The 22,938-nt window shown below is 30.0% G+C and carries 24 protein-coding genes and 1 tRNA gene; 13 read left to right on the forward strand and 12 right to left on the reverse strand.

Annotated elements, in window-relative coordinates; genetic code table 11:
• Positions 1-126: 126 nt before the first annotated feature.
• Both ACFO3U_RS03380 and ACFO3U_RS03385 read right to left on the reverse strand, forming a co-directional pair.
• Entirely contained in the window at positions 127-540 is a 414-nt protein-coding gene (locus tag ACFO3U_RS03380) for a hypothetical protein (RefSeq protein WP_379738324.1), read from the reverse strand.
• Between the two features lie 97 nt (positions 541-637).
• A complete protein-coding gene (locus ACFO3U_RS03385) occupies positions 638-1,486 on the reverse strand; it encodes a hypothetical protein (protein WP_379738325.1) in 849 nt (282 codons plus the stop codon).
• Between the two features lie 313 nt (positions 1,487-1,799).
• Between ACFO3U_RS03385 and ACFO3U_RS03390 the strand changes: the two genes are divergently transcribed.
• From ACFO3U_RS03390 to ACFO3U_RS03450, 13 genes are all read left to right on the forward strand, one after another.
• Positions 1,800-1,973: a hypothetical protein gene (locus tag ACFO3U_RS03390; RefSeq protein WP_379738326.1), complete on the forward strand. Its 174-nt coding sequence runs from the start codon at positions 1,800-1,802 to the stop codon at positions 1,971-1,973.
• A gap of 116 nt (positions 1,974-2,089) precedes the next feature.
• Positions 2,090-3,667, forward strand: a complete 1,578-nt coding sequence (locus ACFO3U_RS03395; protein ID WP_379738327.1) for a tetratricopeptide repeat-containing sensor histidine kinase — start codon at positions 2,090-2,092, stop codon at positions 3,665-3,667.
• A gap of 7 nt (positions 3,668-3,674) precedes the next feature.
• Positions 3,675-4,343 carry a response regulator gene (locus ACFO3U_RS03400; protein ID WP_379738328.1) on the forward strand — a complete coding sequence of 223 codons (669 nt, stop codon included), beginning with the start codon at positions 3,675-3,677 and terminating at the stop codon, positions 4,341-4,343.
• 161 nt (positions 4,344-4,504) lie between these two features.
• Positions 4,505-5,314, forward strand: a complete 810-nt coding sequence (locus tag ACFO3U_RS03405; protein ID WP_379738329.1) for a hypothetical protein — start codon at positions 4,505-4,507, stop codon at positions 5,312-5,314.
• A gap of 43 nt (positions 5,315-5,357) precedes the next feature.
• On the forward strand, positions 5,358-5,723 hold the full coding sequence (locus tag ACFO3U_RS03410; protein WP_379738330.1) for a DUF4359 domain-containing protein: 366 nt from the start codon (positions 5,358-5,360) through the stop codon (positions 5,721-5,723).
• A 2-nt stretch (positions 5,724-5,725) separates the two neighbouring features.
• On the forward strand, positions 5,726-5,875 hold the full coding sequence (locus ACFO3U_RS03415; protein ID WP_379738331.1) for a hypothetical protein: 150 nt from the start codon (positions 5,726-5,728) through the stop codon (positions 5,873-5,875).
• A 10-nt stretch (positions 5,876-5,885) separates the two neighbouring features.
• A complete protein-coding gene (locus ACFO3U_RS03420; protein WP_379738332.1) occupies positions 5,886-6,440 on the forward strand; it encodes a hypothetical protein in 555 nt (184 codons plus the stop codon).
• Position 6,441: 1 nt separating this feature from the next.
• Complete coding sequence (locus ACFO3U_RS03425; RefSeq protein WP_379738333.1) at positions 6,442-6,654, forward strand: KTSC domain-containing protein; 213 nt, start codon at positions 6,442-6,444, stop codon at positions 6,652-6,654.
• A 210-nt stretch (positions 6,655-6,864) separates the two neighbouring features.
• Positions 6,865-9,207 carry an AAA family ATPase gene (locus ACFO3U_RS03430; protein ID WP_379738334.1) on the forward strand — a complete coding sequence of 781 codons (2,343 nt, stop codon included), beginning with the start codon at positions 6,865-6,867 and terminating at the stop codon, positions 9,205-9,207.
• 3 nt (positions 9,208-9,210) lie between these two features.
• Positions 9,211-10,242, forward strand: a complete 1,032-nt coding sequence (locus tag ACFO3U_RS03435; RefSeq protein ID WP_379738335.1) for a hypothetical protein — start codon at positions 9,211-9,213, stop codon at positions 10,240-10,242.
• A 3-nt stretch (positions 10,243-10,245) separates the two neighbouring features.
• Positions 10,246-10,662, forward strand: a complete 417-nt coding sequence (locus ACFO3U_RS03440; RefSeq protein ID WP_379738336.1) for a hypothetical protein — start codon at positions 10,246-10,248, stop codon at positions 10,660-10,662.
• A 1-nt stretch (position 10,663) separates the two neighbouring features.
• Positions 10,664-10,873, forward strand: a complete 210-nt coding sequence (locus ACFO3U_RS03445; RefSeq protein ID WP_379738337.1) for a hypothetical protein — start codon at positions 10,664-10,666, stop codon at positions 10,871-10,873.
• A 15-nt stretch (positions 10,874-10,888) separates the two neighbouring features.
• The gene (locus ACFO3U_RS03450) at positions 10,889-11,692 is read left to right on the forward strand and encodes an endonuclease/exonuclease/phosphatase family protein (RefSeq protein ID WP_379738554.1); all 804 of its coding nucleotides are present in this window, start codon (positions 10,889-10,891) and stop codon (positions 11,690-11,692) included.
• A gap of 79 nt (positions 11,693-11,771) precedes the next feature.
• Here the strand turns inward: ACFO3U_RS03450 and ACFO3U_RS03455 are convergent.
• From ACFO3U_RS03455 to mraY, 10 genes are all read right to left on the reverse strand, one after another.
• Positions 11,772-11,845, reverse strand: a tRNA-Arg gene (locus tag ACFO3U_RS03455).
• Between the two features lie 78 nt (positions 11,846-11,923).
• Positions 11,924-12,370, reverse strand: coding sequence for a GatB/YqeY domain-containing protein (locus ACFO3U_RS03460; RefSeq protein WP_379738338.1), 447 nt, complete (start codon positions 12,368-12,370; stop codon positions 11,924-11,926).
• Between the two features lie 133 nt (positions 12,371-12,503).
• Entirely contained in the window at positions 12,504-14,489 is a 1,986-nt protein-coding gene (gene ftsZ, locus ACFO3U_RS03465) for a cell division protein FtsZ (RefSeq protein WP_379738339.1), read from the reverse strand.
• 16 nt (positions 14,490-14,505) lie between these two features.
• Positions 14,506-15,867 (reverse strand): cell division protein FtsA, encoded by a 1,362-nt coding sequence (ftsA, locus tag ACFO3U_RS03470; RefSeq protein WP_379738340.1) that lies wholly within the window; start codon positions 15,865-15,867, stop codon positions 14,506-14,508.
• 7 nt (positions 15,868-15,874) lie between these two features.
• The gene (locus tag ACFO3U_RS03475; RefSeq protein WP_379738341.1) at positions 15,875-16,597 is read right to left on the reverse strand and encodes a cell division protein FtsQ/DivIB; all 723 of its coding nucleotides are present in this window, start codon (positions 16,595-16,597) and stop codon (positions 15,875-15,877) included.
• The gene (gene murC, locus ACFO3U_RS03480) at positions 16,575-17,933 is read right to left on the reverse strand and encodes a UDP-N-acetylmuramate--L-alanine ligase (RefSeq protein ID WP_379738342.1); all 1,359 of its coding nucleotides are present in this window, start codon (positions 17,931-17,933) and stop codon (positions 16,575-16,577) included. Before murC ends, ACFO3U_RS03475 begins: the two co-directional genes overlap by 23 nt.
• Before the next feature lie 62 nt (positions 17,934-17,995).
• Positions 17,996-19,087: an undecaprenyldiphospho-muramoylpentapeptide beta-N-acetylglucosaminyltransferase gene (murG, locus tag ACFO3U_RS03485; RefSeq protein WP_379738343.1), complete on the reverse strand. Its 1,092-nt coding sequence runs from the start codon at positions 19,085-19,087 to the stop codon at positions 17,996-17,998.
• A gap of 2 nt (positions 19,088-19,089) precedes the next feature.
• Positions 19,090-20,382: an FtsW/RodA/SpoVE family cell cycle protein gene (locus tag ACFO3U_RS03490; RefSeq protein WP_379738344.1), complete on the reverse strand. Its 1,293-nt coding sequence runs from the start codon at positions 20,380-20,382 to the stop codon at positions 19,090-19,092.
• Positions 20,382-21,716 carry a UDP-N-acetylmuramoyl-L-alanine--D-glutamate ligase gene (gene murD / locus ACFO3U_RS03495; protein WP_379738345.1) on the reverse strand — a complete coding sequence of 445 codons (1,335 nt, stop codon included), beginning with the start codon at positions 21,714-21,716 and terminating at the stop codon, positions 20,382-20,384. Before murD ends, ACFO3U_RS03490 begins: the two co-directional genes overlap by 1 nt.
• Position 21,717: 1 nt before the next feature.
• On the reverse strand, positions 21,718-22,938 hold the full coding sequence (mraY, locus tag ACFO3U_RS03500) for a phospho-N-acetylmuramoyl-pentapeptide-transferase (protein WP_379738346.1): 1,221 nt from the start codon (positions 22,936-22,938) through the stop codon (positions 21,718-21,720).

Consider the following 22,938-nt stretch of genomic DNA (forward strand, 5'->3'; position numbering starts at 1 on the left):
TAATAAGGATGTGCGAAAAATAAAAACGCACAACAACATCCAAAATAGTAGTATACTACAGGATAGAAGTCATTTTTAATTGCTTACTAAATACAAGAATTAAAAGTGACTAAAAGGAAAAAGGTATCAAATTAAGTAGACACCCAATAAGACATTTAATTTAGTAGTTGGAAAAGGAACAAACAAACTACCGTGTATTATACGTTTCTTCACGTTGTTACACAAACAGCCTAATTGTTCTGCATAAAGAACTGTACTAAAATAAGAGCTATTAGTAAGGTCTTTTTTTATAGAAAGTAATTTTTCATCTTCAGCAACTTCATTATCTGAAGAAAAAACCAATTCATTTTCTTTTTCTAAAGTAGCTTGGATAAAAGTTGCAACAAAAAAATGCTCTTCTTGATAAGTATCAGAATCATTGCAATCTATTTGACTAAGCACCTCATGTAATGTATGAGTTATTGCCTGATGATTTGCATTTGCATACAAATTACCACTTAAACTCAATAGCATTATATATAACGAAAAGAAGTATTTCATTAAAGTCTTAATCAATTTGGGGACAAAATTACATCAATTTTTTAATTTAACAATTTTAAGTGGATTTAATTAAATGTTAAAAAAGATTTAGAGAAAATTAATCTTCAATATTCTTAATGTATTTATTAATAATGTAATGAGATATAGGCTTCAAGGCTTTTCCTGTTTCTGGATGATTGCCAAGTTGATTAAAATATTGAAGTTCACCATTCACTTTACAATAAAAAATAACGGGTTCATTACCTCTAAAGAAAATAGTATTTGTATCCACCTTAATTTTTTTTAATTGCAATTGATGTGCATCTATCGGAATAGTTTCGCTAAAACTCATTAAGCCTTTTATATCACAATCCACCAATTCATAATGGTCTTTTTGCCATTGCATGCATTCTTTTGTTGGAAAAACAATTTCCTTTGTGGTATATCCAACAGAGAATAAAGTTAAAACCGACAACACTCCTATTCCAATCTTCTTTTTCAAACCTATATTTGGTTTATCTATCAAATCAGTAGTATCAATTTTATCTTTATCAGGTTTTATTTCTTCAGTTTCGTTTAAATCATCAGGTTCAACTTCTATGTTTGATTTTTCAAATTTCAAATAAGGTCTTGGTTCATAATCAACTAAAATTGCAGCAAGGTTTATTCCTTCTTTATTAGATAAATCTGTCTCTCCTTTTAAAAAAGTTTCAATAGGTCTAAATTTATCTGTTTGAACTTTTAATTTATTCAAAGAAGTAACTTCAAATTCAAACCCAAAAAAAAGAGAAAAAGTTTTTAAATCCTCTTTTGAAGGATTATTTTTTAAACGTTGCACACAAAGATCTCTCAATAAAGCCCTTGAAGGATTCAATAAAAAACTAGCATAAATTCCTTTTTGTTCAGCTTTGAATTTATCCTTAATTGCTTTTTTATAATTAACTAATGTGTCTTTTCTTCGGTACATATTCGGAATTTTTAGGAACTATTAGGAAAACTAGGAATCTTAGGAATTCCTTACAAACATCATAACAAAAACCACATTCCTTTGCCTCAGAATTAGTTCTTGTTCTATTTCGCGATAAGAACAAATGTACAAAACTACTTCTAAAAAAGTGACGCTAAGCAGAGTAGAATTTTTATTCGGGAAGTATAATTTGACTTCTCTGATTTAGCCGCTTCACTTCCCAAAACATTTTTTAACAGCATGACTGCCTTAACAACCCTTTGAGAAAATCTCAAACAGCCATGCCTATGTCTAATTTTTAATTTTTAAAATCATGAAAAAAATATATGTTTTAATGGCAATCGTTTTTATGTCAATAGCAAGTACATCTTGCACAGCCGAAAGTGTAACCGAAGAGACACCAACAAAGTATGCAACGGGTGAAGGTGATACTGGTGGACAAAATGGAACATTACCTCCACCTCCTCCAACACCACCAACACCATAATTTATTTTAGGTTAAATATTATTATTTTTTACTAATTTCGGGAAATGACAAATTACATGAAACATTTCCCGATTTTTTTGTTATTAATACTATGTTTTTCTTGCAATCAAGAAAGAATGAATAATTATGAATCCGATGAATTTCAAGAATTAAAACTAAAAGGACATACATCATACATAAATGGAAATTATGACAGTTCTTATGTCTATTTTAACAAAGCACAAACAATTGGCACATCAAAACCAGTTGAAGAACAAATTTATGTCTCCTTATTTTTATCTTATATCTACAACATACAATCAGATTTTAATGGTTTAGAAGAAGAGGTTACAAAGGCATTAGCTTTAAGTAATGAAACTAAGTATAACTCACATTTATACAATTTTCTTGGCATTGCTTATGAAGAAAAGCACGATTTTAATGCTGCTATTGAAAATTATGATTTAGCCTCAAAATATAGTTCTTCAGAATTAGAAAAATTAATTATCCAAAATAACATTGCTGTTATTCAATTAGAACAAAAAGAATACAAAAAAGCTATTCAAACACTTACTTCGTTACTAAAATATGACACCTTAGTTCATGCTAAAAAAGAATATGCTAAAATAATAGACAATTTAGGTTATGCTTACTTTAAAAATGGAAACTCATTAAAAGCTAAATCGTTATTACAAGAGTCCTATAAAATTAGAGATAGTTTAGACGACGATTTTGAAAAAATTGCTTCTTTAATACATTTATCAAACTTTAATTTAAAAGACAATCCTAGTTTATCTCAAGAGTTTGCCAAAAAAGCTTTAAAATCTGCAACAATAGTAAACAGTGCTGATGACAAATTAGAAGCACTTGATTTATTAATAAAAAACCCTATCAACAAAGAAGTTTTTAAAAATTTTGAGCATTACTCAACAATAAATGACAGTTTAAACAAAGCCAGACAAACAGCCAAAAATCAATTTTCTAAAATTAAATACGATTCCAAGATTGCCATAGAAAAAAGCGAAAAACTAAAAATTCAGAAAGACCAAATAACCTACCTATTCTTGGGTTTTGGAGCCATCACCATTCTAGTCTTTTTTCTAATTCGCTCTAAAAATAAAAGAAAACTCCAAAAATCTGCATACGACACCGAAACTCGAATCTCTAAAAGATTACATGATGAATTAGCAAACGACGTCTTCAATACCATGACTTTTATTGAAACCCAAGACTTACAACCTTCCAAAAACAAAGAAAATGTATTACAAGACTTGGATTCCATTTATAACAAAGCAAGAAGCATCTCCAAGCAAAACAGCGAAGTGAAAACCGGAAAAGACTTTAGAAATTCTTTAAATCAATTATTAATGAGTTATAACTCCAAACAAACCAATATAATTGTTAAAGGAAGTTCACTCATAGATTGGGAAAAAGTAAAAGTTACCAAACAGATTGAAGTCCATCGTATTTTGACCGAACTATTAGTCAATATGAAAAAACACAGTCAGGCCAATTTGGTTTTAATAAACTTTGAAACCTTAGAAAAAACCATAAAAATCAAATATTCAGACAATGGAAAAGGATTTGAAAAAGAAAAAATAATTAAAAACGGACTTCAGAATGTGGAAAACCGTATTCATGCCATAAACGGAAGCATTACTTTTGACTCTGAAACAAACAAAGGATTAAAAATTAATATTGAATTTCCAAAATAGCACGCTTATGTTTTCAAAAGTAATTATAGCTGAAGATTTAGATAGCATCAACATTGCAGTTCACGAAGCACTCACTCAATTAAAAATAATACAATTACACAACTCTAAATATTGTGACGATGCCTTATTAAAAGTCAAAAAAGCCATACAAGACCAAGAACCTTTTGATTTATTAGTAACCGATTTATCTTTTAAAGAAGACTATAGAAAAGACAAATTAAAATCAGGTGAGGGTCTTATTGAAGCCATAAGAGCATTGCAACCCAACATTAAAATAGTCGTTTTCTCAATTGAGGATAAACCCTATCGTATTAAATCCCTTTTTGAAAAGCAACACATTAATGGTTTTGTAATGAAAGGAAGAGATAGTATTCCTGAACTTAAGAAAGCTATTGAAACTGTTTTCAATTCAGAGGAAAAATATATTTCTCCAAACATAGCTTTTGTATTACAAGACAAAACAATCAACGAAATAGACAACTATGATTTAGAATTAATAAAACAATTATCCATTGGCACATCACAAGAAGAAATGGAAATTAAATTTAAACAATTGGGCATAGTACCCAACAGTAAAAGCACCATAGAAAAACGCATCAATAAATTAAAAATTTATTTTAAAGCTAACAATACGGTTCACTTAATAGCCATTGCCAAAGACATGGGTTTAGTTTAGTTAAAATCCTATTTTTCATACCAAGACCTAACTAGTTATAAAAAAACAGTTAGGTCTTTTTTTTTACTCCAATTAAAATATTTAACGGCTTTACGGTTTCCCGTAAGGAATTGATTTTTAATGGTTATAAGTTTGAAACATAATTTAAAAACAATTTAAAAATGAAAAAAATTTCATTCTTCTTATTTGGACTCTTACTTATTTCATGTAACACAACTAAAACCTATTTTCAAGTTTATAAAACTGAATCTCAAACGGTAAAAAAAACAAATACAAACAGTATTGTATTTGAAGACAATAATTGTACAATAAGCTATAATTTATGGCAAAACAATGGAAATGCTGGTTTCAGTTTTTTCAACAAAACAGACGAAACAATATATTTATTATTAGATGAAAGTTTCTATGTAATAAATGGAAATGCTTATGATTATTTCCAAAACAGAGTTTTTGTAAGTTCAAATTCCTCAACAAGTCAACAAACTTCTAGTGTAAGTTATGGCAAAATAGGTTTTTTACAAATAAGCAATTATGCGTCAAAATCATTAATCAACAATTCTACGAACGGAACAGAAGTATTTGAATCTAAAGTTGTTGCAGTTCCACCAAAAGCATCTAAATCAATTTCTGAGTTCATCATAAACGAAACAATCTTTAGAGATTGTAATATGTTAAGATTCCCTTCTTCAAAACAGACAAGCAGCAAATCCTTTACAGAAAGTGCTTCACCATTAAAATTTTATAATAGTATTTGTTATAAAATTGGAGAAAAAGAAACTAAAATTAAAGTTAAGAATGATTTCTATGTTTCTGAAATAACTAATTTATCAGAAAACGAAATTATGACTACGCAAAAAGACCAGTTTTGTGATCAAAGAGGAGCAAATCCAGTTAAAGTATTTAAAGATAATAGTCCCGATAAGTTTTATGTACAATATATAAAATCGCAAATGGATACTTGGAAGTATTAATATTTACGCACAAAAACAATGTTAATTTAAAACAAATAAAATCATGAAAAATAACCAAATAGGTATTATTGCTGTAGTGTTAGTTTTATTAGTTGCAATATTCACAAACCCAAGTCAAACTGAACATAAAGAAAAAATAAAGGAAACATTTACAAACTATTATCAAAAATCATTAGATGAAAACAAAATAGATTCAGAAAATAACTTTGCTGCTCTAGGAAGTTTGTTGGGTGAAACATTAATAAATCAAATAATTGAAAAGGCAGTGACAAGGGAAAATTATGTGATTTTTTCAATAACAAAAATCACTTTTAAAGGAGAAAAAAAATCAATCGGCTATGGAATATTTGGCAACGTTTTTCTATCTAAAAAAATAGAAGATACATTAAATAAGAATTTAAATCAATAATTATGGCAGTAAAACACAAACCAACAGGAGAAATTCATAAAGGAATTAAAGGTAATAAAACCGGTTGCGGATTTGACACAACCGAACATCCTGACCATTGGGAAGCTAGTAATCAAAAAATAACCTGTGATAAAAATGGTTGTAAAAACTAAAAACGATAAAATGAAAAATTACATTACAATTATGCTGTTCTTAGTAACATCAATTGTTTTTTCTCAAGACACAAATAAAGAGGCTGAGAAAGAAAAAACCAAAATAGATGCATTTTATTCGAAAACTGGAAGCATTATAAAATTTACTGATTACAAAATCACAGGTATTAAATCACTTTATGACGGATTAACTGAAACTAGAATCAGAAAAATAAAATCTGGAACATTAGTTAGTTATTTTTTTCAAATTGAAAAGAAAGGCAAGTATAGTAATGCTGTGGCATCTATTGAATATTCAGATTTATTAGAAATAATAAAAGCACTTAGTCCTTTAAAATCTGAAATAGAAAAAGACATAGCATCTAATCCCGAATACCTTGAAAATAAATTTACCACAGTTGATGGATTCAAAATAGGTTATTATGTAAGTAAAGGTAAAGCTACTTGGTATATGAAGTTAGAAAAATACGGTTCCGATAACACAATATACATCGAAAATATTGAGACAATTGAAAAAACTTTTGAGGAAGCAAAAAATAAAATTGAAGAATTAAAAACCAAATAAAATGGAAAGAGAAACAGTAAAATCATCAAATATTGCCTCTATCGGCTATGATGAAACAACTGAAATTTTAGAAATTGAATTTTTAAGTGGTGGAATTTATCAATATTTAGATGTTCCTTATTATATGTATGAAGAACTAATGAATGCAGATTCACATGGAAAATACTTCATTGCATATATAAAAGACAATTATGAAGCTAAGAAAATTAGGTAATGGAAAGATATAGAAATTCAAGCGGAAGTTCTGGTGTTTATGGTTTTGAAATTGGAAATGACTATATTAGAGTCCAATTTTCTTCAGGTTAAACTTACAGATATAGTTACAATGGTAAAGCAGGAAGTAATCATGTTGAAAACATGAAGTCTTTAGCAAGAAGCGGTTCAGGGTTGAATAGTTATATTAATAGCTATGTAAAATTTAAATATGATTGAAAAAATAGAACAAATCAAAGATTTTGGGATATACAAGAACTTTTCTTGGAATTCTGCTAGTGGATTAAAAGACTTTAATCATAAGAATTTATTCTATGGTTGGAACTATTCAGGGAAGACGACTTTATCTCGAATTTTCAGTTCTTTGCGGGACAAAAAAACACACAATAGTTATGACAAAAGTTTTTTTAAAGTAAATACATCTGATGGAGATTTTGATTCAAATACTTTAGAAAACTTTCCTTTTGAAATTCTAGTCTTTAACTCTGATTATATAAAAGACAATCTTAATTTCAGTATTCATAAAGATGATATTTCCGAATCAAAAACAATTTTATTTGAAGTTGGAGATAATGCCAAATTCGAAGAGAAAATTATTGAACTTAAAAATAAAATTGATTTAATAAATGGTACAGAAACCATATTAGGTAAGAAAGAAAAATACCTAAAAACTATTGATGATTTTGAAATTTATGATAGGCCGACATCTGGCAAGTTTACTCACTTCGCAAAAGAAATAAAAATTGATCACTTTGGAAGTGAAATTGATTTTACGAAAGCAAACTTAAAACCTATCATATCTAAAGTAAAAGAAAAATTAGCTGATTTTATTATTACAGATAAAAAGAAGTTAGCACAATTAAAAACAATTGTTTTATCAAAAGAACCAAGAGATGTCTTAAACGAAATTTCTTTTGTAGATAACTATGAAAAAATCATTAAATCAGTAAATGATTTAATGATAAAAGTTCCAGATAAAAAGCAATTAGATAAAATATTAGATAGTAGTTCGGAAATATATAGTTGGGTCAAAAAAGGAGAAGAGCTACATACAAAAAAAACGAGATGTTTGTTTTGTGATAATGATGTTAAACCAGCAAGAATTGAATATTTAAGTGAATTCTTCAACAGTGAAGCTTCCAGACTTAAAGAAAATATTAATAATTTGAAGAGTCAACTTCTTGATGAGGAAAACAATTTAAAACAAATAAATTTTCCTTCAAGTAGTAATGATTTAAATTTAGGTTACATCGACGAATATAAACATTTAAAAAAAGAGCTTGATAAAGCTTTGAGTTTATATAAAAAGCACTTAAAAACACTTATTACAAAATTAGATTTTAAATTAAATAAATCTCTACATGTAAAGGTTGACGAAATTAAGGAATTCAATATTAATCAAATCATCACTAAAGTAAATCAATTAAACAATGTTATTCTTGAAAATAACAATTTTTCCAAAGGCTTTAAACATCGCATAGATAATGAAAGAAACATATACAAAAATCACTTAATTGCATCCTTTTTAAAGAGAGAAAAATATTTTGACAAAGAAAAAAAATACAATTTAGCAAGCGTACAAATAGAAAAGCTAAATGCTTTAGTATCTGATTTAGAAAAGCAAATTCAAATCAATGAATCAAAAAAAGTTAGTGATGCAGAAGGTGCACTACAATATACTTATTTTATTCAAAGCTTTTTAAATCGAGATGACATTGAAATAAAGTTTGAGGCAATATCTAAAAAATTCTTACTTCTTAGAGGTAAAGAAAATGCTTCAAATTTAAGTGAAGGAGAAAAAACAGCAATTGCTTTTTCTCATTTTTTAGTTTCCATTCAAGCATTAAACTTATCTGACAAGTTTAAAAATTATATAGTATTTGTTGATGATCCGATATCAAGCCTAGATGGTAATCACATTTTTCAAATAAACTCCTTAATTAAGGAAACGTTTTTTAGTCAAATTCCTAATCCTTCAAACCCAAAACAAATTATGTGGAAAATGAATTGTAAACAATTGTTTATATCAACACATAATTTTGAATTCATGAATTTGATGAAAGAATTACCTAAAGGTGATGGGTATTTCTATGTTAAGGATGAAAAAAAATGTAAAGAGTCTAGATATTTTATTGAAAGAAAGGGTACTTCATCAACAATAACTAAAATACCAACAATTTTTGACGATTTTAAATCAGAGTATCATTATTTATTTAGTGTAATTACATCATTTAACAATGATGCAAATAAAAGTGATTCGGATAAACTTCTACTAATGCCAAATGTATTGAGAAGATTTGTAGAAATGTATACTCTTGCTAAATATCCTAGTAAAGAAGAAGTTGATGATAGAGCAAACATAGTTTTTGGTAAACTAATTTCAAAAAGGATTTTGAAACCACTTAATTATTTTAGTCATTATAATAATATTGACAATATTGGTAAACAAAATGAATTAATTGCCGACTTACCAATTGCCTGCTCGACACTTATAGAATATATAAAAACAAAAGACGAGAATCATTTTAAAGCTCTAAATAATGCAATATCATAACTAATGTCAACAATAAAAATCAACCAACAACTCAAACGTATAGAAATTAAAGAATTTGAAATCGAAAATCAAATTGTTTTCAACTACTTTGATAATTTGCCTGCCATCGAAAGAGACGAAAAATTACTTCGTGCCATTTACATTGGTGTTTTGGCATTAATGGAAGATAGAATTTCTGCTTTTTTAGCCAAAACTAATAATGGGTTAGGCACTGAATTAGAAAGTCTAAAAATGATTTTCGAAATGAAAAAAGAGTTGTTTTACAAATCAACCATCAAAGGAACATTAGCCGAAGATGAAATTGCTGATTTCTTAAACAACTATTTTTCTGAAAGAAGATTAAAAGACAAAGCTTTCTTAACTGGAAATACAGCAGGAAATCTTCCAAAAAATAAAACAGGAGATATTATTTGTGAGGTAAATGGCTCACCAGATTTAAAGATTGCTATTGAATGTAAGTTTGATAAAAGCATCCGCTTTGGCGAAATTGAAAACAAAGAAATCTTTACTCGCAAAACAGATACAGCTTGGAGTCAATTGATAGAAGCACAAGCTAACAGAGATTCAAAAGTCAGTATCATTGTTTTTGATATTTCATTGGTGGATAATTCCATTCTTAAAAACTTTGACAATGTGGGTTACATTCCAGAAGTCGGTTTTGTGGCAATCATCAATTCTCAAAAAGGAGATTATTCAAATCTTGCCATTGCGTATATGTTAGCACGTGATATTGCAACAAATACTAAAGAAATAGAATTTGACAAGCATGTTTTAACAATGATTATAAACAGAATTATCAAAGACATTAATGAGGTGCTTTCTGTGAAGTCTTTAGTTTTGAATAATATTGAAAATAATAAAAGTATTTTAAAGCAATTAGATAAATCAATGCTTTTAATGGAATTCAATCAAGAATATCTAAAACGTTTTTTAAGTCAAGGTACATTAACCAAAAAAGATTTACTTGATTTTTATATGGGTGAAGATATTAAAGATCGATACAAGTTGATTGAAAAAGAAATAAATGAATTATAAAACATGAAAATCTATTTATTTTTTTTATTCTTATTTTTCTTCTCCTGCAAAGAAACGTCATCAAATTCAGAAGAAACCAATTCTTTTTATCAAGAAACAGAAACTGTTGAAAAAATCACACCCGATGACATAGAAACCATCACACCAGAAGAAGCCAAAACATTTCATACCAACAAAGAGTATGAATACGAATACAGAACAGGCTACTCAGGAAACTACGAATACAACTATGACATCATAGGTCAAGATGAAGACGGAAATGAAGTAACGGGCAACATCAACATTGAAGACAAATACGGTGCTGGAAAAATTGAAGATAAATATGGAAATGAATATGACATTGAAGTGGAGTGGTATGATTATGGCAAACTAAAAGGTACAGACGAAAACGGAATTTATTATGAATTAACCGTAGAATAATATGAAAGCAATAATAACAATACTATTTCTACTCACCATAAACATAAACAGTTTTTATAGTGATGTTTACATTTGCGATTCAAAAGATGCTAAAAAGTATCATTATTCTAAAACCTGTAGAGGTTTAAATGCATGTAAACACAAAATAGTAAAGAAATCAAAATCTAATGCTCAAAATCTTGGTCTTACACTTTGTGGTTGGGAAGATTGATAGTATTTTAGCATGATGAAGAAAATATTTTGTTTCCTTTTTCTGGTTGTTTATGTTGCTGCATTTTCTCAACTAAAAATTATTTCTTGGAATGTAGAAAACCTAGGCAAATCAAAATCAGATTCTACAATAACTTACATTGCAAACACTTTAAAAGACTATGATGTTGTGGCTTTACAAGAAGTTGTGGCTGGTTATGGTGGTTCACAAGCTGTAGCAAAATTAGCCGCAGAACTCAACAGAAAAGGTTCAAAATGGGATTATGTAGTTAGTCAACCTACTTCTGGAAGCAGTTACAAAAAAGAACGCTATGCTTTTTTATGGAAAACCAGTTCAGTCAAAAAAATAGGTGAAGCTTGGTTAGAAAAAAAATACAGTTTAGAAATTGACCGAGAACCCTATTATTGTACGTTTAATTATAATGAAAAACCCATAACTTTAGTTAATTTTCATGCTATAACTAAAAGCAAACAACCTGAAACAGAAATCAAATACTTCAAATTTTTACCTTTAGAATATCCTTTGTTGAATCTACTATTTATTGGAGATTTCAATTGTCCGCAATCTCATACTGTTTTCAATCCTTTAAAGAAAATGGGCTATGTTTCTGTTTTTGAAAACCAAAAAACAACTTTAAAAAAAGAATGCAAAAAACAAGTATGTTTGGCTTCTGAATTTGATAATATTTGGTATAAATCTTCAAAAATAAAAGTTTCTAAATCTGGTGTAATTCATTTTTATAAAGATTTTGAAACTCTAGAAATAGCTAGTGAAGTTTCTGATCATATTCCTATTTGGGCAGAAATAGAATTGAATTAATTTTTGGCTAAAGCCAATTTGTTTCTATAAAAAAACCGTTGACGGAAGCCAACGGCAATTGATTAATTTTAATTAATTGTGACCTCGGCAGGGTTCGAACCTGCAACCCTCAGAGCCGAAATCTGATATTCTATCCAGTTGAACTACGAAGCCTTTTTTTAAGAAAATAGAACAAAGAGAAAAGATAAAAGACTCTATCTATTTTCTTGGTTCTATTGTCTATATTCTAAATTACACCAATAACTTTTTAACTACAGTTGAAATTGTTTTTCCGTCTGAGTTTCCACCTAATTGTTTTGAAGCAATTCCCATTACTTGACCCATTGATGCCATTCCTGAGAAATTACCTTCTGCAATTATTTTAGCTACAGCTGCTTCAACTTCTGCTTCTGTCATTTGTGCTGGTAAAAACTTTTCAATTACTGCTACTTGTGCTAATTCTGGTTCAGCTAAGTCTTTTCTTCCTTGCTCTTCAAAGATATTTGCACTGTCTTTGCGCTGTTTTACTAATTTTTGTAAAATCTTAATTTCATCTTCTTCTGATAAGCCTTCTGCTGAACCTGAAGTTTGTGCTAATAATATTTCTGATTTTACAGCTCTTAATGCTTCTAATGCAACAGTATCTTTAGCTTTCATAGCTTCTTTCATACTGTCCATAATTTTTGTAGATAAACTCATTTTTTTATATTTATTGTTTATAATCTAATTTATGTTGTCTTAAAATCTGTGTTTTAAAGTTGGGCAAAGATAATTAAAAAACCCGTATTGTTATTGAAAACGATACGGGTTTTTGAGGTTAAGTTTATGGAAATTAGTCTACATTGTCATGCAAAAAGGAATTGTTAGAACGCAATTGGGGATCGTCATTACTATCAGTTCCTAGAGACATTCTAGACTTATTACTGTTTAATTCTGGTGACTCTAAATCAACTCCCATTCTTTTGTAAGCTGGTTGTCTCTCTATTTCGTCGATACGAGAATTGGTATTAAACTTATAATTGAATTCTTTCATTTTACGCTTGCGTTCTTCTGAACGTAAACGCAAAGTTTCTTCTATAGTTAATTCTGTTAAATCTTTGTGTTCCAAATTAGCCATTGGTTCAGATGTTTCACTTGCTTCAACAGTATTTATCTTAATATCAAGCTCTGGATTAATTGGCTCTGAAACTTGTGCAGGTTTTGCTGCCAATAATTCATTTTCTTTTTCTAAATATTCTTCTAAAGAATGTTTGATGATTCCGTTTTTCTCTACTTCAGTAACTGGAATAAATTCAACGTGCTCATTCACTACTATATCTTTAGCCTCATCTGTAAGGTTGAAAATAATTTGATTTTCTTTTTTCTCTTCAGATTTAGTTTCAAACATATCTAAAGAGAATAGCAAATCGTCTTCTTTAGCTACTACAAATTCTGGCTCAATCACTTCGATTTCTCTGATTGGTTTTGGAGAAGAAGTAATTTCAAAAACAGGTTCTTCTTTAACTTGAGGTGCAATGATTTCAAAAGTAACATTGATATTTTTCAATGCTTCAGTTGTTTCAATCAACTCATTTTCTTGTGCTACTATTGTATTAAATTCTTCCGTTGCTTCTTCTAATGAAAAAACAATTTTTTCTTCTTTTTCTTCAGAAACTGTAGCTTCTTCTTGTGCCGTAAATGATGAAGTTGACTCAGCTTGTATAGGATTTACCTCTTCTGCTTCAACTTCAATATTAAAATTTGCTTTATCAATTAGGCTTTTAACAACTTTTTGTTCGTCTTCTAAAGAATGAACAATTTTATTTGGCTCAGTATTTACAATTTCATGTTGCTGTTCTGCATTGAAACCTGTTGCGATAATTGTTACAGAAACTGACTCTTCTAACGACTCATCTTCACCAACTCCCATAATAATATTCGCATTGAAACCTGCTTCTGTTTGAATGAAATCATTGATTTCTCCAATTTCGTCAATAGTAATCTCTTGAGAACCAGAAACAATTAACAACAATACATTTTTAGCACCTGTAATTTTGTTATCATTTAACAATGGTGAATCCAATGCACTTTTAATAGCAATTTTTGCTCTATCATCTCCAGAAGCTACCGCAGAACCCATAATAGCTGTACCACTATTAGAAAGAACTGTCTTAGCATCTTTAAGGTCAATATTTTGTGTATAGTGATGTGTAATTACTTCAGCAATTCCTCTTGAAGCAGTTGCTAAAACTTCATCTGCTTTTGAGAAACCTGCTTTGAATCCTAAATTACCATATACTTCTCTTAATTTATTATTGTTGATTACGATAAGCGAATCCACTTGTTTACGTAATCGCTCTACTCCTTGTAAAGCTTGTTCTTGACGAACTTTCCCTTCAAATTGGAAAGGAATAGTTACAATTCCAACTGTAAGAATATCTCTTTCTTTAGCCAATTGAGCGATAACTGGTGCAGCACCTGTTCCAGTTCCTCCACCCATACCAGCTGTGATGAAAATCATTTTTGTGTTAGTATCTAACATTTTTTCGATTTCATCAACACTTTCAATAGCAGATTGTTGCCCTACTTCTGGATTTGCTCCAGCACCAAGACCTTCTGTTAGGTTTACACCTAATTGTATTTTATTTGGCACAGGACTATTAGCAAGTGCTTGAGAATCTGTGTTACAGATAATAAAGTCTACACCTTTAATTCCTTGCTTAAACATGTGATTGATTGCGTTGCTTCCACCGCCACCAACACCGATTACTTTTATTACGTTTGATTGATTTTTAGGTAAATCAAAAGAAATATTTCCAAATTCTGAGTCGTTCATCATATTTTTGGTTTTTTAATTATTCTGCATTGTCTAAAAATTCTTTGATTTTTTCAATATACTTATCAAAGAATGATCTTTTTACTTGATCTTGGGTACTCTCGGTTTCGTTGTTTTGTGCAACCATTTCTGTGTCTACAATTTCTTCTTCGACAATCATTTCTGGTTGTTTTACAACTTCTTCTTTTTTCATTTCCACTAATGGTGTAGCACTTTTTGTATTATTTCTAATACTATTCATTACTAAACCAACAGCAGTTGCATATAATGGACTTGAAATTTCTTCGTCAGAATCTCCAGCTAAATGCTCGTTTGGATATCCAATTCTTGTGTCCATTCCGGTTATATATTCTACCAATTGCTTGATGTGTTTTAGTTGAGAACCTCCACCAGTTAACACTATCCCAGCAATTAGTTTTTTCTTGTTGTCTTCGTGACCGTATTCTTTAATTTCAGCATACACTTGCTCAATAATTTCCACTACTCTCGCATGAATAATTTTTGATAAGTTTTTCAACGAAATTTCTTTTGGTTCACGACCTCTTAATCCAGGAATAGAAACAATTTCGTTGTCTTTATTTTCTCCTGGCCAAGCTGAACCAAATTTTACTTTTAATAATTCTGCTTGTTTTTCGATGATTGAACATCCTTCTTTGATATCTTCTGTAATCACATTTCCTCCGAAAGGAATTACAGCTGTGTGACGAATGATTCCATCTTTAAAAATGGCTAAATCTGTTGTTCCACCACCTATATCTATCAAAGCAACACCAGCTTCTTTTTCTTCTTGACTTAAAACTGCATCAGCTGAAGCCAATGGTTCTAATGTTAAACCTGATAAGTCTAAACCTGCGCTTTTAATACATCTTCCTACGTTTCTAATTGAAGCAGCTTGCCCAACTACTACGTGAAAACTAGACTCAACTCTTGAACCATACATTCCAACGGGTTCTTTTATTTCGGCTTGACCGTCAATTCTGAATTCTTGTGGCAAAACGTGGATAATTTCTTCTCCAGGTAGCATTGCCAATTTATGTACTTGACCAATTAACTGATCGATATCTGCATCACCAATTACTTCTTCTGCGTTTGGTCTACTGATATAATCGCTATGTTGAATACTGCGAATATGTTGACCTGCAATCCCGACTACAACATCATTGATTTTATAATCTGAGTTTGCTTCTGCTTCTTGAACAGCTTGTTGGATAGACTGTATAGTTTGTGTGATATTATTTACCACACCACGATGTACACCCAAACTTTTAGATTTCCCTATTCCAAGAATTTCTAGTTTACCGTATTCGTTTTGACGACCAATCATGGCAACAATTTTTGTTGTTCCGATGTCTAATCCTACTGCTATGTTATCTTTTCCCATACCCAAATTATTTAGCACAAATTACCTGTTCTGTAAAAATCAAATTGACTGTCTTATAATTCTTAATCAATGTATCTTTTGTTGCGTGTTGTAAAAACGCTTTGTAATTCTTGAATTTGGTTTCCATATTGGCATCTGTTCCAAAAATCACTTTATAATCATAATCTCTGACAGAGAAAATAATATTCCCTTTTTGAGTTTTTTTTATGTCGACGATGTTTTGTTTTAACATTTCGTCTTTATCGATGAAATCAAAAATGCTAACAAGCTCTTTCAATTCATTTTCATTCACTATTCCAAAATAAACAGGAACCCTTGGTGTAAAGTTTTCCGACAAAGGAACTTTATCTCCCTTACTATCTAAATAATAAGAGCCATTTTCATTTATAACTCTAATAATTGGCTTTTTTTGTTTGATCTTAGCATTTAGTATCCCATCAATTGTACAAAAAACTTCAGAATTATCTACGTATTTATTGGTATCCAACAAATTTTCTAGCTTCTTCAAATCTACCCTTTCTTTTTTTACTTTGGAAGACCCTTGAAAATTTTGTATTAACAAGTTATTAACCATTGTTTCGTTCAAAAAGGGAAAATCATCCTCATTAAAAGCTATACTTATCTTCTGTATTTTTCGCTCTTGGTTTTTGATTCCAGAGAAAGAATACAGGAAAATCATTAGCACAATAACAAGTACTAAACGTATATTATTCCAATTCAACTTTTTCACTTAATGTCTTTTTTATTTGTGGAACCATTTCACCTAAATCACCTGCTCCAATTGTTACAAAAACTGTTGCATCAGAGGCTTTAATTTCGGTAAATAATTCTTCTTTACTTATTAATTTTTTATTTTTATTCTCCACTTTACCCAATAACCAAGTTGAATTTACACCTTCCATTGGCAATTCTCGTGCTGGATAAATTTCTAGTAACAAAACTTCATCAAACTTGGATAAACTTTTGGCAAAATCATCGGCAAAATCTTTGGTTCTACTGAATAAATGTGGTTGAAAAACAGCACACACTTTTTTATTGGGAAACAACTCAGTAACTGCTTGATGTACTGCATTTATTTCTGTTGGATGATGTGCATAATCATCAATATATGTTAGTTTTTCTTCTCTAATTTGGAAAGAAAATCTTCTTCTAATTCCTTTGAAAGAAGCTAAAGCATTTTTAATTTTATCATTTTCAACACCATAAGTTTTTGCCATTGACAAAGCCATAAGTGCATTTGACAAATTATGGTGTCCAGGTAATCCAAATTGAATATTTTCTATTAATTCATTTCCAAATTTTGCATCAAAAACATAATAACCTTTTTCGATTTTAATATTTTGAGCTGTTATTTTGGCATCATCATTTACCCCTACAGAAACTCCATCAAGAACCAAACCATTTGCGTAAAATAACTTAGATTTATCTTCGACTTTATCCGCAAATTCTCTAAAACTTTCTTCAATTGCATTAGCATCACCATAAATATCTAAATGATCAGCATCCATTGAGGTTATGCAAGCAATATTTGGATGAAGATGTAAAAATGAACGATCAAATTCATCCGCTTCAACAACCGTTATTGTTTTTCCATTTCCAACAAGGTTTGAATTATAGTTTTCTACAATTCCACCTAAAAAAGAGGTTACATCTAAACCACTATCCAATAAAATATGAGCCAAGATACTAGAAGTAGTAGTTTTTCCATGTGTTCCAGCAACCGCGAAACAAAAAGTGTCTTTTGTAATTAGCCCAAGAACTTCTGCTCGTTTTTTAATTATAAATTTTCTTTCGATAAAATAATTCCATTCAGCTAATAAAACAGGAACAGCTGGTGTAATTACAACCAAGGTATTTTCCACATAAAAGTCTTTTGGAATTAAATTGATATTATCTTCAAAATGAACTTGGATTCCTTCTTGTTGCAATTCTTTTGTTAACTGTGTTTCAGTTTTATCATAACCACTAACATTTTTTCCAATATTTTTGAAATAGCGAGCCAAAGCACTCATTCCGATGCCTCCGATTCCTATGAAATAGATGTTATGTATTTGGTTTAAGTTCATTTTTGTTTAATCGTTTATTTGTTGAATTGTGTAATCGTATCTTGAACTATCAGTTAAACAATTCAACGATTTAACAGTTTTACTATCTCATCAACTATATCCTTTGTAGCGTTTGGTAAGGCTAACTTTTTTATGTTTTGACTTAATTCTTTTTGCTTTTCTTCGTTTGAAATCAAATCCTTAAAAATCGTTTCAAATTCATTATCTAATTCAGATTCTCTAATTAAAATTGCTCCGTTTTTATCGCAAATAGCTTTCGCGTTTTTGGTTTGATGATCTTCAGCTACGTTTGGAGAAGGAATAAAAATAGTTGGTTTGCCAATAATACATAATTCCGAAACTGAGGAAGCACCAGAACGAGAAATTACAAAATCTGCAGCTGCATAAACTAAGTCCATTCTATCTATAAAAGAGACAACTTGAACATTTGCTGAGCTTTGACTTTGATATTGTTCGTGATATAACTTTCCACATTGCCAAATAACTTGAATATTGTTTTCTAGAAAAAAATCGAGCTCTTTTGATATTAATTGATTGATTCTTCTTGCTCCTAAACTTCCTCCTAAAATCAAGACTGTTTTTTTTGATTCATCAAGATTGTAATGAGCTATCGCTTCTTCTCTTTTAGTTTCAACACCTATTAAATCTTGACGAACTGGATTTCCTGTTAATTTGATTTTATCTTTTGGAAAGAAACGCTCTAAATTTTCATAAGCCACACAAATTGAACTAGCTTTTTTGGCTAATAACTTATTGGTTATTCCAGGATATGAATTTTGCTCTTGAACTACTGTTGGAATTTTTAAAAAATTTGCCACTTTGAGTACAGCTCCAGAAGCAAAACCACCAGTTCCAATAACTACATCAGGTTTAAATTTTCTTAAAATCATCCAAGAATTCCATAAACTAGACAATAACTTAAATGGAAATAATGCGTTTTTTAAGGTCAATTTTCTTTGTAAACCAGCAATCCAAAGCCCTTTAATTTTGTAACCTGCTTGAGGTACTTTTTGCATTTCCATTTTATCTTTTGCTCCTACGAAAAGGAACTCAGCATCAGGAAATTTATTTTTTAATTCATTAGCAATAGCGATTGCAGGATAGATGTGTCCTCCTGTTCCTCCACCACTGATTATGAATTTTTTAGTTGTCATTTTTATTGATTTAATACGGGTTCCAATGGATTTTTATCTGATTCCTCTTTTAACTCTTTATCTTCTTGTTCTTCTCTTTCCTCTTCGAGTTGGATTTCTTTATCTATGATTCGTTGTAAGGCTTCATTTCTTTTTTCAGCTTCTTGCATATCTGCTGCTACTTCTTCGTCTTTTTTACTTACACTTAAAATAACACCAATAGCAGCACAAGTCATCCAAATGGAAGTTCCACCACTACTTATCAAAGGTAAAGTCTGCCCTGTTACTGGTAAAAGTTCGACCGCAACTCCCATATTAATTAAAGCCTGAAAAATTATTGGAAAACCTAAACCAATGATTAATAATTTTCCATAAAATGAAGAAGCTTTGTGTGCACAAACAATAAATCTGAAGAATAATAACATATAGACGAACAATATGCCGAGTCCACCTATAAGTCCATATTCTTCAACAATAATTGCATAAATAAAATCAGAAGAAGATTGTGGTAAAAAGTTTTTTTGAACACTTTTTCCTGGACCAAGTCCGTAAATTCTTCCTGAAGCAATTGCAATTTTTGCTTTATCGATTTGGTAATTATCTTCATCTGTTTTATCACTTGAAAATCGCTCGATACGACTTTCCCAAGTTTTAACACGATTTGGCATTGCATCTGGAAACGCTTTTGCCATTAAAATAAATAAAGTCAACATCACAATTCCTGCTCCAATAATTGTTGCTAGATATTTAATGGGATATTGCCCTATGAAAACCAACATACAAACCATAGCAAATATTAATGCTGTAGTTGAAAAATTAGCTGGTAAAATTAAAATTAGCACTAAAAAAACAGGCATCCACAATTCTATCAATGATGATTTGAAAGTGAATTCTTTTTCTTTTATTTTAGCTAAATACTTTGCTACATAAACCATCAACACTATAAAAGCTAATGATGATGTTTGAAAACTTACTCCAATGAATGGAATACTTATCCAACGACTTGCATTAGCTCCACCAATAGTTGTGCCTTGAAACATAGTGTAAATCAACAAAACCACTACTAAAGGCATCAACAACAATGACAAAGCCTTCGTGTAATGATAAGGCATTTTATGCACAAAATAAATAATACAGAATCCAAGAAATAAGTGACCTAAATGTTTTACTAAATAACCCAAAGTAGAGCCTTTACCTATTACATAGACAAGATTTGTACTTGCACTATATACAGGCATAAACGAAATAAGTGCTAGTAAAAATACTAATGCCCAAATTCCTTTGTCTCCTTTTAAGTTATTAATAAAATTATTCATTATAAACCTCTTACTGCACTTTTAAATTTGTTTCCTCTGTCTTCATAATTTTCAAATAAATCAAAACTTGCACAAGCTGGTGATAGCAAAACTGTTTCACCTTTTTCTGCAATTTTTTGAGCTACTTTTACGGCCTGCTCCATTGAAGATGTTTCAACCATAACATCAACAATATTGTTGAAAGAATCGATGATTTTTTTGTTATCAACTCCAAGACAAATGATGGCTTTCACTTTTTCATTTACTAAAGGCATCAACTCTGTGTAGTCGTTACCTTTATCAACTCCACCGACAATCCATATTGTTGGTGTTTCCATACTTTCTAGGGCAAAAAAGGTGGCATTAACGTTTGTAGCTTTTGAATCGTTGATGTACTGAACGTTTTCAATTTTCAATACTTTTTCTAAACGATGTTCTACTCCTTGGAAATTTGACAAACTCTCTCTGATTGTTTGTTTTCTAATGTTCATCAGCTGTGCTACCGTAGTTGCAGCCATTGCGTTCTTCACATTGTGCATTCCGTCTAGTGATAAATTTGTTGTTGGCATATTGATTTGTTTGTTGTTTGTGATATTAATTATTGTTTTGTCTTCTAAATAACTTCCTTCTTCAAGCTTTTTTGTCAATGAAAAAGGTAATTTTTTGGCTTTTGTTTTATTGTTTTTTAACCAAAATGAAATGGCTTCATCTTCATTATCATATATTAAATAATCTTCTTCAGTTTGATTCATTGTTATTCTAAACTTTGATTCTATGTATAATCCATAATCGTAATTATATCTATCTAAATGATCAGGACTTATGTTTGTAATAACAGCTATGTGTGGTTTAAAAGTTACAATTCCATCTAATTGAAAACTACTCAACTCCAACACATATACATCAACTTTATCTTCTGCCACTTGCCATGCAAAGCTTTTTCCAATATTTCCAGCTAAACCTACATTTAAACCACCTTGTTTTAACAAATGATGCGTTAACAAAGTTGTTGTTGTTTTTCCATTGCTACCTGTAATTCCAATAGTGATTGCATTTGTATATTGGTAAGCAAACTCTATTTCTGAAATCACTGGAATTCCTTTTTCTAAAAGCTTTTTAACAATTGGAGCTTTATCTGGAATACCTGGACTTTTCATTACCAAATCAGCATTCAGAATTAAATCTTCTGTATGTTTTTCATCCTCCCATTCAATTTTATTTAATCCAAGAACTTCTATGTAATTACTTTTTATTTTTCCAAAATCAGACACAAAAACATCATATCCTTTTTTCTTACCAAGAATTGCAGTTCCTACACCACTTTCTCCTCCACCAAGTATTACTAGTCTTTTCATACTATCTTAGTTTTAAGGTTACAATTGCTAAAATGGAAAGCATAATGGCAACAATCCAAAAACGAGTTACGATTTTACTTTCGTGATATCCTTTTTTCTGATAATGATGATGCAATGGAGACATTAGGAAAACTCTTCTTCCTTCACCAAATCGTTTTTTAGTGTATTTGAAATAACTAACTTGTATAATCACTGATAAATTTTCAGCAAAAAAGATGGCACACAAAACGGGAAGCAACAATTCTTTTCGAACAGAAATAGCTAGAACTGCTATAATCCCACCGATAGTTAAACTGCCTGTATCACCCATAAATACTGAAGCCGGATAAGAATTATACCAAAGAAATCCGATTAATGCTCCAATAAATGAAGCAATATAAACCGTCATTTCACCAGAATTTGGGATATACATTATATTGAGGTAATCTGACAAAATAATATTACCCGAAACGAATGTGAAAATTCCAAGTGCCAAGACAGATATAGCTGAAGTTCCTGCTGCTAAACCATCTATTCCATCCGTAAGATTTGCTCCATTTGAAACCGCTGTGATAATAAAAATTACAATTGGAATAAAAATTATCCAAGCCCAATTTTCATATCCATCACCCATGAAACTCAATACTTCAGCATAATCAAACTCGTTGTTTTTGAAGAAAGGAATTGTAGTTGCTGTTGATTTTTCTTCCAACATAGATTTTAAGGCTGTGTTTGAAGCTGTTATTCTAGTTTCAGAAGTATCTTTTCTAACGGTTACACCTTCATTGAAATAAAGAACACTTCCTACTATTAGACCTAAACCAACTTGACCAATTACTTTAAAAATTCCTTTTAAACCTTGTTTATCTTTTTTGAATATTTTGATATAATCATCAATAAATCCAATAGTTCCCATCCAAAGTGTAGTTACTATCAAAAGAATCACATATATATTATCTAATTTTGCTAATAATAAAACAGGAATTAAAGTTGCTAAAATGATGATAATTCCACCCATTGTTGGTGTTCCTGCTTTTTCTTTTTGACCATCTAAACCAAGTTCTCTTACAGTTTCACCTACTTGTTGTCTTCTTAAAAAGTTGATAATTCTTTTACCAAAAACTGTTGAAATAAGTAACGATAAAATAAAAGCAAGAGCCGAACGAAAAGTTATATACTGAAACAACCCAGCTCCAGGAACATCAAAATTATTTTCTAAATAGTGGAATAAATAATATAACAT

Source organism: Flavobacterium ponti, from assembly GCF_042652765.1.
GTDB classification, from domain to species: Bacteria; Bacteroidota; Bacteroidia; order Flavobacteriales; family Flavobacteriaceae; genus Flavobacterium; species Flavobacterium ponti.

Coding starts and splice junctions, on each gene's coding strand:
- ACFO3U_RS03380 (WP_379738324.1), bottom strand. CDS start 540: ATGAAATACTTCTTTTCGTTATATATAATGCTATTGAGTTTAAGTGGT.
- ACFO3U_RS03385 (WP_379738325.1), bottom strand. CDS start 1,486: ATGTACCGAAGAAAAGACACATTAGTTAATTATAAAAAAGCAATTAAG.
- ACFO3U_RS03390 (WP_379738326.1), top strand. CDS start 1,800: ATGAAAAAAATATATGTTTTAATGGCAATCGTTTTTATGTCAATAGCA.
- ACFO3U_RS03395 (WP_379738327.1), top strand. CDS start 2,090: ATGAATAATTATGAATCCGATGAATTTCAAGAATTAAAACTAAAAGGA.
- ACFO3U_RS03400 (WP_379738328.1), top strand. CDS start 3,675: ATGTTTTCAAAAGTAATTATAGCTGAAGATTTAGATAGCATCAACATT.
- ACFO3U_RS03405 (WP_379738329.1), top strand. CDS start 4,505: ATGAAAAAAATTTCATTCTTCTTATTTGGACTCTTACTTATTTCATGT.
- ACFO3U_RS03410 (WP_379738330.1), top strand. CDS start 5,358: ATGAAAAATAACCAAATAGGTATTATTGCTGTAGTGTTAGTTTTATTA.
- ACFO3U_RS03415 (WP_379738331.1), top strand. CDS start 5,726: ATGGCAGTAAAACACAAACCAACAGGAGAAATTCATAAAGGAATTAAA.
- ACFO3U_RS03420 (WP_379738332.1), top strand. CDS start 5,886: ATGAAAAATTACATTACAATTATGCTGTTCTTAGTAACATCAATTGTT.
- ACFO3U_RS03425 (WP_379738333.1), top strand. CDS start 6,442: ATGGAAAGAGAAACAGTAAAATCATCAAATATTGCCTCTATCGGCTAT.
- ACFO3U_RS03430 (WP_379738334.1), top strand. CDS start 6,865: ATGATTGAAAAAATAGAACAAATCAAAGATTTTGGGATATACAAGAAC.
- ACFO3U_RS03435 (WP_379738335.1), top strand. CDS start 9,211: ATGTCAACAATAAAAATCAACCAACAACTCAAACGTATAGAAATTAAA.
- ACFO3U_RS03440 (WP_379738336.1), top strand. CDS start 10,246: ATGAAAATCTATTTATTTTTTTTATTCTTATTTTTCTTCTCCTGCAAA.
- ACFO3U_RS03445 (WP_379738337.1), top strand. CDS start 10,664: ATGAAAGCAATAATAACAATACTATTTCTACTCACCATAAACATAAAC.
- ACFO3U_RS03450 (WP_379738554.1), top strand. CDS start 10,889: ATGAAGAAAATATTTTGTTTCCTTTTTCTGGTTGTTTATGTTGCTGCA.
- ACFO3U_RS03460 (WP_379738338.1), bottom strand. CDS start 12,370: ATGAGTTTATCTACAAAAATTATGGACAGTATGAAAGAAGCTATGAAA.
- ftsZ (WP_379738339.1), bottom strand. CDS start 14,489: ATGATGAACGACTCAGAATTTGGAAATATTTCTTTTGATTTACCTAAA.
- ftsA (WP_379738340.1), bottom strand. CDS start 15,867: ATGGGAAAAGATAACATAGCAGTAGGATTAGACATCGGAACAACAAAA.
- murC (WP_379738342.1), bottom strand. CDS start 17,933: ATGAACTTAAACCAAATACATAACATCTATTTCATAGGAATCGGAGGC.
- murG (WP_379738343.1), bottom strand. CDS start 19,087: ATGACAACTAAAAAATTCATAATCAGTGGTGGAGGAACAGGAGGACAC.
- ACFO3U_RS03490 (WP_379738344.1), bottom strand. CDS start 20,382: ATGAATAATTTTATTAATAACTTAAAAGGAGACAAAGGAATTTGGGCA.
- murD (WP_379738345.1), bottom strand. CDS start 21,716: ATGAAAAGACTAGTAATACTTGGTGGAGGAGAAAGTGGTGTAGGAACT.
- mraY (WP_379738346.1), bottom strand. CDS start 22,938: ATGTTATATTATTTATTCCACTATTTAGAAAATAATTTTGATGTTCCT.